Consider the following 13,579-nt stretch of genomic DNA (forward strand, 5'->3'; position numbering starts at 1 on the left):
GGCTAGTGTACGTATCCGCCGGGCACCGGGTTATTGACACCCTCGACCTTGTTGCGCCCGGTGAGGTAGTACATGGCGATGCAGGCAACGCTGAACACGGCGCCCACCGCGAGCGGGAGACGGAAGTCGGGCAGCCACGCCATCACACCGAAGGTGAACAGGATGAAGGCCAGGGCGAAGTACTGGCCGAACGGCCAGAACGGCACGCGGTATTCCAGGGAGGCTTCCTCTTCCTGTGTCATGTTGCGTCGCGACGCGACGTGCGCGATCAGGATCATCGCCCACACGAAGATGGTAGCGAAGGTGGCCAGCGCGGCGATGACGTGGAACACGGACTCCGGGATGACCGCGTTAAGCACCACGCCGAGGATGAGCACGCCGAGCATGATGATGGTGGTCATCACTGGCACCCCGCGCACCGTTTTAGCCATAACGGGCGGGGCGAGCCGCTGATTGGCCAGGCCGGTGAGCACGCGGCCGGCACCGAAGATGTCGGCGTTGATGGCGGACAGTGCCGCGGTGATGACGACGACGTTGAGCAGTGCGGCGGCCCAGTTGACGCCGAGGGCGGTGAAGATTTGTACGAAGGGCGACTCTTCGCCGTTGATGGTGTGCCACGGGTTGATCATGAGGATGATCAGGATGGCAAGCACGTAGAACAGCAGGATACGGGCCGGGACGGTGTTGATCGCCTTCGGCACCGCGCGCGACGGGTCCTCGGCCTCGGTACCGGCCACACCGATGATCTCGGTACCGCCGAAGGCGAAGAGCACCAGGATGAAGGACGCGACCATGCCCCCGATACCGTTGGGGAAGAACCCGCCGTGGTTGACAAGGTTTTGCGGCCCGGAGGTGTCAGCGGTGGACAGACCAAAAATCAGGACCGCCGCGCCAGCGACGATCATGGCTACGACGGCGCCGACCTTGACGATGGTGAACCAGAACTCCAGCTCGCCGAACACGCGTGTCGACGCCAGGTTCGCCGCGCCGACCACCAGAAGTGCCGCGACGACCCATACCCAGCGAGCGACGTCAGGGAACCAGAACCCCATGTAGATGCCGATGGCGGTGAGGTCAGCGAGCGCCACGATGAGCATTTCGAAGGCGAACATCCACCCGGTGAGGAAGCCCGCCGCTCCACCCAGGTGGGCTCGGGTGTATTCCGCGAACGAGCCGCGCACGGGGTGGCGCACGGCCATCTCGCCGAGCGCGCGCAGTACGAAGTACACCACGGCGCCGCCGAGCAGGTAGACCAGCAGAACCGAAGGCCCCGCGGCCTGGATCGCGCCGGCGGAGCCGTAGAACAACCCGGTGCCGATCGCGGAACCGAGCGCGATGAAGTGGAGGTGGCGCGAGGTCAGGCCGCGTCCCTCGGTGTGGACCGGGGTGCCACTGGGCTGAATCGTTGTCATGGCTGGGAAGTGTAAGTCACGTTTCAGCCCCGCTGTGATTCGTCTTTCTTTATCCTGTCTCACATGCGAGACTCGTCGTATGCCCCAAGTACCCGCTGCCCGCAACGCGCTGCGCATCCTCACGCTGCTTTCGCTTAGCGACGCCCCCTTATCCGCCGCCCGTATCCAACGCGAATTGGATCTTCCCCGCTCCTCCACCTACCACCTGCTGCGCGAGCTCGAGGCCTCCGGTTTCGTGGTGCACCTCTCCAACCCCGGCACCTACGGGCTGGGACTTGCCGCCTACCGGATGTCCGCGGCCTACACCACCCAGCAACCCCTGGTGCGCCTGGCCGCAAAAGACCTAGAGGCCATCGCGGTGTTTGTCGGAGGGTCTACACACCTGTCGCGCATGGCCGGCTCCGAGATCGTCTACCTCCACGAGGCCCGCGCACCGAAAGCAGTCTCCTTGGTCACGGAAGTCGGCGTGCGCCTGCCCGCCTTGTCCACGGCTTCGGGCCGGATCATGGTGGCGCACCTGCCCGAGGCGGAAGTCAAGGCCGTGTTTTCCGCCTCCGGCGAGCAGCGCGCATACCGGGAGGGGAAGGACCGCCTTATAGCGGCGCGTCAACGCGGGTGGGACGAGGAACGCGAGGAAGTCTCCCGCGGCCAGGAGACGGTGGCCGTGGCCGTGCTCGACCACCTGGGACGCCCCGCTGCCGCGCTCGCGGCAACGTTTGCGGCGGGATCCAGGGACGATAGCGAGCGCGCAGAGGTGGTGGGCCGCCTGTCGGCCGCTGCGCGGCGGGTGGCGGGGAAGTTTTTTGGTGGGGTGTAGGTATTTGAGCCACCCAATTCGACATCGCTTAGGCTTGTGTCCTCGATTCCCGTGCAAGAATCCGATCAGTTCCCAGTATGAAAATCGTTGGTCTTGCACTCTAAGGTCAATCAGGCGCAGCTATTCAACGTTCATTAACCCATGCGTGTGCGGGTGAGCGACCTCGGTGAACACCCCACTGAACCCGCTGTCGCGCGACGTGCCAGGCAGCGGAATACTCATCTGTCCCCTTGCGCCTAAGACATTTACCTCCTCCAGGCACCGCTTACAGTTGCTCGAGAATCTGAAAGAACTGCGAGCTCGTATATGCACCCTCCAGCGGTTCGACACCGTCTTGGAAGACCATATAGTAACGAAACCTCTCACCGGCCATGGACGCCCATTTGTTTCCGAGCCGAACCTTGCGCCGTGAGTCATCGTTCTTTAACTGCGCACCCTTGGGCTCAACGACGACAACGGTTCTGCTGGTGGTCATAAGGACGAAGTCCGGGTAGTGGTTGATCGGACCGTTGATGCAGAACCCTCTTCGCTCGATATTACGGTGCCACCACAGGATATTGTCCATTCCGGAGAAGCGCCCAGCGAACTCCATCTCATCGTTGTTCATCCGGTCTTCCGCCTCGTATAGCGATCCGCCAATCAATGAACTGGATTGAACCGGTTGAATGACCGGTGGGAACGTGAAAGATGGATGGACGGCAATGTGACGGGTTTCGATGTCCTGGTAGAACTTCTTGAATTTGTGGTCATCGAGCAAACCCCGGATCTTGGGCCCGAACCCCGGATAGTGAATACGGGGGATGCGGTTAGAAAACAGATTTCAGTGTAGCCGGACACCGTTGTTCGAACACCTCTGGCACGAGATATTTACACTAGGGCTCAGGCCCCCTCCGAGCTTCTCCCGCCAGAGGCGGCATAGGCCCACCGCGAACCGCTAAAGGGTGGCTAGATGCAGGAGGAAATTACGCGTCCCCACAGCAACCCCACACAGCACCCGACAACACTTGACCTAGATGGATGCGAGCTTCTGGTTGATCAGCGTGTTGAGAGAAACCCCCTCGGTCTTAGCCGCAATCACCAGCCTGCGGTGCAGCGACGGAGAGGTCCGAACGTTAAACCTGCCGGAATAGGACCTCCCCCCGAGAGGTGCGGGAATCTCCTCCCCTGAGAGCTCCATGTCTTCGACGACCTCGGCGACCAGTTCAAGCAGTCCTGCCTCAGCCTCCTGTCGATCGGGAGCCAGCCACGACAACGAGGGGAATTCGGCCACGGTGGCAACGTACTCTTGGTCCTCCTCAGACCAGGAGACCTGATAGGTGTACTTGTTAATATCCATTTGTTCTACTCCTCCTCTTCTCGATTGCTAGTGGACAGCTTGTCTATCGCCTGAAGCACCTGATTCACCTGGTAAGGCTTCGCCTTACCGTGGTCATTCTGGATGTTAACGCGGGGGTTTCCGGGCCAGGGTGTCTTGTAGGTCTTGTGAGATGTCTTCGTTGAGCTGCGGCTCTCAAAGTAGTGGTCACATACATTTTCCAGCTCGGAAAACCTTATGCCGGCGGGGGCTCTCCTCATTTTCGCCACAATCTCGTCAATACTGCTGCCCATGCGCCAATAGTACCGCATATAGCACCACGAAGCGTGGTACCAATTATGGCACTAGAGCAAAGCAGAGCTGTCGGTCGCCCAGCGGCTCGAATGGGCCCATACGTGCCACCAAGACTCCGAAAGAGACAAGGCAGCCCAACCCCTTTAACCGGCCCCCGGGTAGGCAGCAGAGTGACACTGTTCAAACACGCACCCACCGGCTACACTTAACCCTCGTCGCGTCTGGCTGTCGCGCGCTCACTATCCCCGGCCCGTATTGGGGCTTGTTTCCGCACGCAACTTTAAGGACAGTCATGACCATTACCTACCCCTCCACCGTCACCGTCGGCATCGGCGCCCTCTCCATTGACGAGGTCGTCGCCGTTGCCCGCCACGGTGCAAAGGTCGAGATCGACCCGGCGGCGCTGACCGAGGTCTCCGCCACCCGCGACCGCATTGAGGAGCTCGCCAACGACCCGACCCCGGTCTACGGCATCTCCACCGGCTTCGGCGCGCTGGCCCGCCGCCACATCCCCGAGGCCATGCGCGCCCAGCTGCAGCTTTCCCTCGTGCGCTCCCACGCCGCCGGCTCCGGCCCGGAGGTGGAGCAGGAGGTGATCCGCGCGCTGATGCTGCTGCGCCTGTCCACCCTGTGCACCGGCCGCACCGGTGTGCGCCCCGTCGTCGCCGAAACCTATGCCGCCGTGCTCAACGCGGGCATCACCCCCGTCGTGCGCGAGTACGGCTCCCTGGGTTGCTCCGGCGACCTCGCCCCGCTCGCCCACTGCGCGCTCGCCCTGCTGGGTGAGGGTGAGGTGCGTGTCAACGGCGGCGACATCGTCCCGTCCGCCGACGCCCTCTCCGCCGCCGGCATCGCCCCGCTCGCCCTGAAAGAAAAAGAGGGCCTTGCCCTGATCAACGGCACCGACGGCATGCTCGGACAGCTCTGCCTGGCCATCACGGATCTGCGCGCCGCGGCCAAGGTCGCCGACATCGCCACCGCCATGACCGTGGAGGGGCTGACCGGCACGCTCACCGTCTTCGCCGATGACCTGCAAAAGTTGCGCCCGCACCCGGGCCAGGCCGACGCCGCCGCCAACATCCGCACCGTCGCCGCGGGATCCGCCATCCTCGAAGCGGCCGCAGCCGAGTTCAAGGAGAAGCAGGTCCAGGACGCCTACTCCGTGCGCTGCGCACCGCAGGTGGCGGGCGGTTTCCGCGACACCCTCGCCCACGCCGAGCTGGTGGCCAACCGCGAACTCGCCTCCGCCGTGGACAACCCGGTTGTCGCCCTCGACGGCCGCGTCAGCTCCAACGGAAACTTCCACGGCGCGCCGGTGGCGTACGCGCTTGACTTCCTGGCGATCGTGGTCGCCGACCTGGCGTCGATTAGCGAGCGCCGCACCGACCGCTTCCTCGACACCGCCCGCAACCGCGGCCTCAACGCATTCCTCGCCGACGACCCGGGCGTGGACTCCGGACACATGATCGCCCAGTACACCCAGGCGGGCATCGTCAGCGAGCTCAAGCGCAACGCCAACCCGGCCTCCGCCGATTCCATCCCGTCCTCGGCTATGCAGGAGGACCACGTTTCCCTGGGCTGGTCAGCGGCCCGCAAGCTGCGCCGCAGCGTCGACGGCCTGCAGCGTGTCCTCGCCGTGGAGATCCTCACCGCGGCGCGCGCGATCGACATGCGCGGGGCCGAGGCCGCCCCCGGAACGAAGGCCGCCATCGACGTGCTGCGCCGCGTCGTGGAGGGCCCCGGTACCGACCGCTTCCTTTCCCCGGAAATCGAGCACTCCGTTGCTCTGGTCAAGGACGGCACCTACCTCGATGCCGTGGAAACCGCAGTGGGCGATCTGCGTTAATTAACTCTGAGCTGGAAAATTAGGCGGGTGTCTCATATACGAGACACCCGCCTCTGTTTTGCCCTTTCTCGTGTCTATAGCCCCCGCTACTCTCAACGCGAGACATGACAAGTGTCACACCACTCGCGCAGCTCGCCCACGGCAGAGGGGACAGCCCCGGGAAACCGGCCCGAAACCAACGGCACGACAGCGTCGCGAGCACGTCACGCACAGAAGGGAATCGACATGACCGAGAAGAACTGGTCCGAGGGAGCGCGCGAGGTCCGCGCACCACGCGGCACCGACATTTCCGCCAAGTCCTGGCAGACCGAAGCCCCGCTTCGCATGCTGCAGAACAACCTCGACCCCGAGGTCGCCGAACGCCCCGACGACCTCGTCGTCTACGGTGGCACCGGCCGCGCCGCGCGCAGCTGGGAGGCGTTTGACGCGATCGTCGATACGCTCAAGGACCTCTTGTCCGACGAGACCCTCCTGGTCCAGTCCGGCAAGCCGGTCGGCGTGTGGAAGACCAACGAGTGGGCTCCGCGCGTGCTCATCGCCAACTCCAACCTCGTAGGCGACTGGGCCAACTGGGAGCACTTCCGCGAGCTCGAGGACGAAGGCTTGATGATGTACGGCCAGATGACGGCCGGGTCCTGGATCTACATCGCCACCCAGGGCATCCTGCAGGGCACCTACGAGACCTTCTACGCCGTAGCCAAGAAGCGTTTCGACGGCACCCTCGCCGGTACCCTCACCTTGACCGGCGGCTGCGGCGGCATGGGCGGTGCGCAGCCGCTCTCCGTCACGCTCAACGGCGGTGCCTGCCTCATCGTCGACGTCGACGAGACCCGACTGAAGCGCCGCCAGTCCAAGCGCTACCTCGACGAGGTCACCACCGACCTGGACGAGGCAATCCGCCTGGTCACCGAGGCTAAGGAGGCCAAGAAAGCCCTGTCCGTGGGCTACGTCGGCAACGCCGCCGAGGTCTTCCCGGAAATCCTGCGCCGCCACCGCGCCGGCGAGCTGACGGTGGACATCGTCACCGACCAGACCTCCGCGCACGACCCGCTGTCCTACCTGCCGTCCGAGATCGCCTTCGAGGACTGGCACTCCGAGGCCTCGGCCGACCCGGTCACCTTCACCAAGAAGGCACGCGAGGCCATGGCCGCGCAGGTCCAGGCCATGGTGGAGTTCCAGGACTCCGGTGCCGAGGTGTTCGACTACGGCAACTCCATCCGCGACGAGGCCCGCAAGGCCGGTTACAACCGCGCGTTCGAGTTCCCCGGCTTCGTTCCGGCCTACATCCGCCCGCTGTTCTGCGAGGGCCTCGGCCCGTTCCGCTGGGTTGCACTCTCCGGCGACCCGGAGGACATCAAGGTCACCGACCAGGCCATCAAGGACGCCTTCCCCGACAACGAGCACCTGCACCAGTGGCTCGACGCCGCCGAGGAGTACGTCGAGTTCGAGGGCCTTCCCGCGCGCATCTGCTGGCTCGGTTACGGTGAGCGCGCCAAGGCTGGTGTGATTTTTAACAACCTGGTCAAGGAGGGCAAGGTTAAGGCCCCGATCGTCATCGGCCGCGATCACCTCGACTCCGGTTCCGTCGCCTCCCCCTACCGCGAGACCGAGTCCATGCTCGACGGCACCGACGCCGTGGCCGACTGGCCGTTGCTCAACGCCATGACCGCGATCTCCGGCGGCGCGACCTGGGTGTCCATCCACCACGGTGGCGGCGTAGGCATCGGCCGCTCCATCCACACCGGCCAGGTCACGGTGGCGGACGGTACCGAGCTCGCCGAGGCGAAGCTCAAGGCCGTGCTCACCAACGACCCGGGCATGGGTGTCATCCGCCACGTCGACGCTGGTTACACCCGCGCCTACGAGGTGGCCCAGGAGCGCGGTGTGCGCATCCCGATGGAATTCAAGGCACGCGACTAGGGTTCACACCATGGCTACCCTCTTTACCGGCATTTCCGAACTGCGCACCGTTTCCACCCTCGGCACGATCAAGAACGCGGCGCTCGTCGCCCGTGACGGCGTGATCGAATGGGTGGGGCCCGCCTCCGAGGCGCCAGCCGACTTCGACGGCGAGACCGTCGATTTCGGCGGCCGCGCCGTGCTCCCCGGCTGGGTGGATTCGCACACCCACATGGTGTTCGACGGCAACAGGGCCGCGGAGTTCGAGGCGCGCATGGCCGGGCAGTCCTACGCCGCTGGCGGCATCGCAGTGACGATGGAGGCCACCCGGTCGGCGGGCTTCGAGCGTCTCGACGCCCTCGTGGCCGAGCGTGTCGCCGCGGGCCACGAAGGGGGTACCACGACGTTCGAAACCAAGACGGGCTACGGGCTGGATGTGGAATCGGAGGCGGAGGCCGCTCGCGTAGCCTCTCGCCACGTCGGCGATGTGACCTTCCTCGGCGCTCACCTCGTCCCCCCGGGCGAGGACGCCGAGCGCTACCTCGACGACGTTGTCGGGCCGATGTTGGACGCCGTGAAGGACCACGTGCAGTGGATCGACGTGTTCTGCGAGCGCGGCGCGTTCGACGAGGCACAGTCGCGCCGCGTGCTCGAGGCCGGCAAGGCCGTTGGGCTGGGCGTGCGCGTGCACGGCAACCAGCTCGGCGAGGGCCCGGGTGTGGCACTGGCCGTCGAGATGGGCGCGGCGAGCGTGGACCACGTTAACTACCTCAGCGACGAGGACATTGCGGCGCTGGCTGGTTCCGAGACCGTGGCCACGCTCTTGCCCGCGTGCGACCTGTCCACCCGCGAGCCGCTCGCGCCCGCGCGACAGCTTGTCGACGCCGGCGTGACCATCGCAATCGCCAGCAACCTCAACCCCGGCACCTCGTTTACGTCCTCAATGAACTACTGCGTCACCACCGCGGTGCTGCAGCAGTACTTGGCGCTCGACGAAGCGATCGCCGCGGCAACAGCAGGCGGCGCGAAAGCGTTGCGACGCCACAACGTCGGCAGCGGCAAGGATCCCCAGGGCCGCCCCGCCAAGGGCACTCTGGTACCCGGCGCGGCCGCCGACCTGCATGTGCTGGATGCGGACAACGCCATCAATCTGGCCTACCGCCCCGGCATGCCGGTGACGTGGCAGACGTGGGTTGCGGGTGAGAAGGTGTACTCGGCTTAAACCAGCGCGAAGATCAGAATCTTCTTCTTGTCTTCAGGGTCGAAAGCTAGACGACTGAGTGTGTAGGCCACGAATAAAAGCGCGAGGAGCTTAACCCCGCACGCCCAGTACGGCACGTGGTCGTCGCCGAAAAGCGCCGGATCAACCGTCAGGATTCCGGCGGCGACGGCGGCCAAACCCCAACTAAGCCCCTCGCTTTTGCCAGTAGTTCCAGTAGCTTCCGTAGTCAATCGCCTCTCCTAACTGCTTTGAGCGATATCTGATTTCGCCGCCTCTTCGACGCTATAACCAGCTAGGAAGGGGTGCATGCCTACCCGTGAAGAGGGGACATTCGTGCACACCGATTCGGGGGGCGCTGTCTAAATCGTCACCTGGCGGGACTTGATGTTGTCTAGCTGCTTGCGCTCCTCGACGCTGAGCTGGCCATCATTGGTGTATTCGGCCGCGATCTCGGCATCCAACTTCTCAAGCGCGCTCGTGTAGCTTGCCGCCTCCACCGACGGGTCGATGTCCCACACCGGCACGACGACTCCGTGGGTGCGGAAGACACCAGCGAACTTGCTGCCCTCGCCCACGTGCAGCTCGCCGCGCGCGGCAATGCGCGCCAGCGCGGAAAGAATCTGGTTCTCGTTGTCCTCGGTGCGCACCCAGCGGATGTGGCCCTTGCCCCCGCCCGGGTTCACCCACCAGACGGAGCCCGGCACGCTGGCCTTGATTTGCGTTGACGGGATCACTGCGTCGTTCGCGCGCGAGAGCGCCTGCGCAACCTCGGCCGGCACGTTCGCACCCTCCGGGAACCACCAGGTGAAGTTCTGATGTTCGGTGATCGACAGCGTCGAGGCGGCGTCGATAAGCGAAGTGAGCTCGGGCTGGCTGCCGTCCGCAACCGTAGACTGCAGTGAATCACCCGGCTGAGCTGCGAGCACCCAGTTCAGCGCGTACGCGAGGTCGCGGCCCGGGTTTTGCGAATGCGACGCCACCTGTAGGGCAACGAATCGCTCGCCGCCGTCGGCCTCGGAGCGTCGCAACGCAGCACCGGCCCCGGGCAGCACCGTCACGATGTTGACGGGCTCGCCCTTGACCTCCACCTTGGCCACCGCCGAGGGCACAAACTCCTGCAGCGCCACGAGGTCAGCCTCCGCCGCGAGACCGCCGTAGGGCCGGGGATCCTTCTGCAGCGCCTCGCGCTCAGCGGCGCGGGCGGCGAGCTTCGCTTGGCGACGGCTCATGCCCTCCGGCAGCTCATCTACGCCAGCTTTTTTGCGGTTCTTCTTAGCCATGGACCCCGATGCTACCCGACCAGCGAGGAACCGACGCCAGCCTGGGCGAGCGTCTCTATTGCGAGGTGCGGCAGGTCGGTGGCGAAGACGTCGACGCCGTTGTCGCGACACCACAACATCTGCTTCGGCAGGTTCACCGTCCAGGTGTAGGTCTTCAACCCCTTGAAACCCAGGAGCTCCGGCTTCGCCTGCAGGTGCGACAGCGCCGGGCCCACCCCGTACGGGCGAGAGAGCATGTGGTTTCCCTTGTTCCACTTCTTCTCGCGCAACCGGAAGAGATAGTACGTCTCCAACTCCGGGGCAAATTCCGTGAAGTAGCGCATCGCGCGGTGGGAAAACGAGATCAGGTGCACGCGCTCCGATTCGCGCATGCCCGCGTAGTGCAGCACCCGCAGGGTCTGCTCGTCTACCTCCGGGCCGTAACGGGTGGGGTGCTTCGTCTCAATGTAGATGTGTTTGTCCGGGTAGTCCTGCATAAGCTCGAGCAGCTCCTCCAGCCGCATGATGCGCTGCGGGTTGTCCTTCGTGCCCGCGTTGAGCCTCCGTAGCTCGGAGTAATCGGTGGCCGACACCCTGCCGCGCCCGTTCGTGGTGCGGTTGAGAATCGGATCGTGGAACACCACAAGCTGGTTGTCCCTAGTCAGACGCACGTCGCACTCGATGCCGTGGATGGGCAGCTTCAGTGCTTCGTCGAACGCCTGGAACGTCTGCTCCGGGTAGAGCCCCGAGGCGCCGCGGTGGGCGACGATGTGCGTCGAGTGGCGTGTCTCAGGCTTGTGAGCTGAGGTGTTGCTCGTCAGGATCGTCACGTCTGTTTAACCTACAACCGGTTGGGCGGTTCCGCGACCGGAGAACGCGCCCCTGCGCATCCCGGCGGAATTTGCCAGAATGCTCTGTATGCCCCTGCGTCTATCCCCCTTGCCGCGCTTCCCGCTTCGTGCTGTGCTGCGCAGCCGTGCCCAGAACTCACCGACGCTGGACCAGGCAATCGAGAACGCGAAGCAGCGTTTCACCTTCAGCCGGCACGGCATTTTCGCCGCGCCGCTGATGGTTGTCGAGGTCTGGGCGGATTTGACCCCGGGTTTGCGGCTTCGGGGCCTGCGCCGGTTGCCGAAGAACTACGGGCCGGGTGTCTTAGGCGCGGAAATCGCGACCTGGGGAGCGATTTCGCCGTCTCTTCTGCCCCACAGCTGGTGGGCTGTGGCCGCCAATGTCGCTATCTGCCAGGGCGTGGGCCACGCGGCGGGGAACCTGGTCAACCAGACCGTTGCCCGCGGCGTGCGCTCGAGCGGAATCGTGCGCGACCCCCGGGTGGGGCGATGGTCCAACACCGCGCTTCATTGGGGGATGAGCATCGTCACCACCGCCACCTTCATCCAGTCTGCGCGGCGCCACGCCAAGCAAATCGCCATGGTCGGCGGTGACGACGAGTTCAAAGTGTCGGAGTCGCTGATCGGCATTACCGTGGGAACTCTGGGATACGGTGCGATTCTCGCCACAGGAGAGGCCCTGCAGTCTGTGATCGACACGGCCGCCGAGCTGCTGGGCAAGCGCCTGCCGCCCGTTACGTCGTGGCCTCTCGCGGTCCTCGCGGCGGGCGGCCTTTTCGCCCTTTTCACCGACAGGTTGGTCATCCGCAGTTTCCTCTCCCGGGCGTACAAGCAGGCGGAAGAGTTGGACCGCGAGTTCATGCAGGGTGCGGACCGCCCTGCTGAACCGGAGCGGTCAGGTTCCGTCCACTCCGAGGAGAGCTGGGCCACCATGGGGCGGCAGGGGCGCGCCGTGGTTGCGGGCGGGCCGCGCCGCCGCGACATCGAGCTGGTGATGCGCGACCGTGCCAAGGAGCCGATCCGGGTGTTCATCGGGCTTGACGACGCCCGCTCGTACGAAGACATGGTGACCGCCGCGCTGTGTGAAATGGATAGAACGAACGCGTGGTCGCGCCGACACATCGCGGTGATGTCCGCGGCCGGCACGGGGTGGATCAACGACTTTTTGACCTCGGGTTTTGAGTTCATCGGCCGCGGCGACACCGCGATTGTGGCGATGCAGTACTCCTATTTGCCGTCTGCGTACTCCTACCTGGCGGACCGCGATTCCCCCGTACGCTCGTCGCGCCTACTCATCGAGGCGATTCGCGGGCGTCTGCGAGAAATGCCCGAAAGCGGCCGCCCGATGCTCTACGTCGCCGGCGAATCGCTGGGCGCGTACGGTGTGACGGACGCGTTCGACACAGTCGAGGAGTTCCTCGACGGCATCGCGGGCGGGGTGTTCACGGGTGTGCCGGGTTTCGCGCGCAGCCACACCGAGTTGACGCTCAACCGCGACCCGGGCAGCCCGCAGCGGCTCCCCATTGTCGACGGCGGCCGGCACATCCGCTTCGCGGCGCACCCGAGCCATATCGATCACGATTTCGAGGGTAAGCCCTACGCCAGCGAGTGGGAGGCGCCCCGCGCCGTGTTCGCGCAGCACGCCTCGGACCCAGTGGTGTGGTGGGACTGGAAGCTCATCTTCCGCGTGCCGGACTGGCTGAACGAGCCCGGGTCCCGCGGAGTTCCTGCGCCCCGTGAGCAGCACCTCGACGTCCCGCACACCCTCCGCTGGGCTCCGTTCGTCACGTTCTGGCAGGTCGGCATGGACCAGCTGGCTTCGAAGGGCTTCCCATCGCCGCACGGGCACAACTACCACGACGAGACGGTGGCCTACTGGTCGGCGGTGATGTGCAGCGAGGATTCAACGGAGCGAATCGGCGACATCGCGCGGTGGATCCACCGCGATGCGACCAAACTGCGCCGCCCGCCTGGTGGGTTCGCGAACCGCCACGGCTACTGACTCCGGCTAAATGCCGGTTAGATGCCGCAGGCGATTCCCGTGGAGTGGTGCGGGCAGTAACCGTTCGGCACCTTGTGCAGGTACTGCTGGTGCTCGTCCTCGGCGAGATAGTACTGCGCGCCTGAGCGCACCTCCGTGGTGATCGGCCCGAGCCCTGCCTCGGCGAGCTGCGCGCCGTACTGCTCGAGCCACTCCCGAATCTGGGCGGCCTCCTCGTCGGTGTCCGTGTAGAAGGCGGAGCGGTACTGCGTGCCCACGTCGTTGCCCTGGCGGAAACCCTGGGTGGGGTCGTGCGCCTCGAGCCCGGCGCGCACGAGGTCTTTCAACGAGACCACCGCGGGGTCGTAGACCACCTCAACCAGCTCCGTGTGGTTGGTCTTGCCGGTGCACACCTCACGGTAGGTCGGGTTGGGGGTAACCCCGCCGCCGTAGCCGGCGGAAGTTGCTTCCACCCCGTGCATCTGCCAGTACAGCTTCTCAACTCCCCAGAAGCAGCCGAGGCCGATCAACAGCCTTTTCTGCCCCTCCCGCCACGGACCGGTGATAGGGGTGCCCAGCACGGCGTGCGGGCGAGGCTGGGCGAGCACGGGTTCAGCGCGTCCCGGTAGCGCGTACTGCTTGTCGACGAGCTCTGGCCGGCGTCCGTAGAGAAATCCCATACT

The 13,579-nt window shown here is 65.2% G+C and carries 13 protein-coding genes; 5 read left to right on the forward strand and 8 right to left on the reverse strand.

The features are described from left to right. Positions 1-2: 2 nt before the first annotated feature. Positions 3-1,412 (reverse strand): amino acid permease, encoded by a 1,410-nt coding sequence (locus G7Y29_RS10075; protein ID WP_165002436.1) that lies wholly within the window; start codon positions 1,410-1,412, stop codon positions 3-5. Positions 1,413-1,491: 79 nt separating this feature from the next. On the opposite strand from G7Y29_RS10075, the gene G7Y29_RS10080 reads away from it, so the two are divergent. Further along, positions 1,492-2,229: an IclR family transcriptional regulator gene (locus tag G7Y29_RS10080; protein ID WP_235933595.1), complete on the forward strand. Its 738-nt coding sequence runs from the start codon at positions 1,492-1,494 to the stop codon at positions 2,227-2,229. Between the two features lie 265 nt (positions 2,230-2,494). Here G7Y29_RS10080 and G7Y29_RS10085 read toward each other — a convergent pair whose 3' ends face one another. From G7Y29_RS10085 to G7Y29_RS10095, 3 genes are all read right to left on the reverse strand, one after another. After that, positions 2,495-2,986 (reverse strand): hypothetical protein, encoded by a 492-nt coding sequence (locus G7Y29_RS10085; protein ID WP_165002438.1) that lies wholly within the window; start codon positions 2,984-2,986, stop codon positions 2,495-2,497. 252 nt (positions 2,987-3,238) lie between these two features. Continuing rightward, positions 3,239-3,565 carry a type II toxin-antitoxin system HicB family antitoxin gene (locus G7Y29_RS10090; RefSeq protein ID WP_165002439.1) on the reverse strand — a complete coding sequence of 109 codons (327 nt, stop codon included), beginning with the start codon at positions 3,563-3,565 and terminating at the stop codon, positions 3,239-3,241. Between the two features lie 5 nt (positions 3,566-3,570). Further along, positions 3,571-3,837 (reverse strand): toxin HicA, encoded by a 267-nt coding sequence (locus tag G7Y29_RS10095; protein ID WP_165002440.1) that lies wholly within the window; start codon positions 3,835-3,837, stop codon positions 3,571-3,573. Between the two features lie 293 nt (positions 3,838-4,130). Here G7Y29_RS10095 and hutH point away from each other — a divergent pair, with 293 nt between their 5' ends. The 3 genes from hutH (at position 4,131) to hutI (ending at position 8,805) form a co-directional block, all read left to right on the forward strand. After that, positions 4,131-5,684 (forward strand): histidine ammonia-lyase, encoded by a 1,554-nt coding sequence (gene hutH, locus G7Y29_RS10100; RefSeq protein ID WP_165002441.1) that lies wholly within the window; start codon positions 4,131-4,133, stop codon positions 5,682-5,684. 225 nt (positions 5,685-5,909) lie between these two features. Continuing rightward, on the forward strand, positions 5,910-7,604 hold the full coding sequence (gene hutU / locus G7Y29_RS10105; protein WP_165002442.1) for a urocanate hydratase: 1,695 nt from the start codon (positions 5,910-5,912) through the stop codon (positions 7,602-7,604). 10 nt (positions 7,605-7,614) lie between these two features. Continuing rightward, positions 7,615-8,805 carry an imidazolonepropionase gene (gene hutI / locus G7Y29_RS10110; protein WP_165002443.1) on the forward strand — a complete coding sequence of 397 codons (1,191 nt, stop codon included), beginning with the start codon at positions 7,615-7,617 and terminating at the stop codon, positions 8,803-8,805. On the opposite strand, the gene G7Y29_RS10115 is transcribed toward hutI, so the two are convergent. The 3 genes from G7Y29_RS10115 to G7Y29_RS10125 all read right to left on the reverse strand — a co-directional run bounded on the left by G7Y29_RS10115 (position 8,802) and on the right by G7Y29_RS10125 (position 10,894). Beyond that, a complete protein-coding gene (locus tag G7Y29_RS10115) occupies positions 8,802-9,035 on the reverse strand; it encodes a hypothetical protein (protein ID WP_165002444.1) in 234 nt (77 codons plus the stop codon). The two genes, hutI and G7Y29_RS10115, sit on opposite strands and share 4 nt — an antisense overlap. A 129-nt stretch (positions 9,036-9,164) precedes the next feature. Further along, complete coding sequence (locus tag G7Y29_RS10120; protein ID WP_165002445.1) at positions 9,165-10,085, reverse strand: DUF5926 family protein; 921 nt, start codon at positions 10,083-10,085, stop codon at positions 9,165-9,167. Positions 10,086-10,096: 11 nt separating this feature from the next. Further along, entirely contained in the window at positions 10,097-10,894 is a 798-nt protein-coding gene (locus G7Y29_RS10125) for a glycerophosphodiester phosphodiesterase family protein (protein ID WP_165002446.1), read from the reverse strand. A gap of 88 nt (positions 10,895-10,982) precedes the next feature. Here G7Y29_RS10125 and G7Y29_RS10130 point away from each other — a divergent pair, with 88 nt between their 5' ends. Beyond that, positions 10,983-12,917 (forward strand): alpha/beta-hydrolase family protein, encoded by a 1,935-nt coding sequence (locus G7Y29_RS10130; protein ID WP_249399755.1) that lies wholly within the window; start codon positions 10,983-10,985, stop codon positions 12,915-12,917. Positions 12,918-12,934: 17 nt separating this feature from the next. Here the strand turns inward: G7Y29_RS10130 and msrA are convergent, their stop codons facing one another. Further along, positions 12,935-13,576: a peptide-methionine (S)-S-oxide reductase MsrA gene (gene msrA / locus G7Y29_RS10135; RefSeq protein ID WP_165002448.1), complete on the reverse strand. Its 642-nt coding sequence runs from the start codon at positions 13,574-13,576 to the stop codon at positions 12,935-12,937. Positions 13,577-13,579 lie beyond the last annotated feature (3 nt).

The sequence above is a fragment of the Corynebacterium qintianiae genome (assembly GCF_011038645.2).
GTDB classification, from domain to species: domain Bacteria; phylum Actinomycetota; class Actinomycetes; order Mycobacteriales; family Mycobacteriaceae; genus Corynebacterium; species Corynebacterium qintianiae.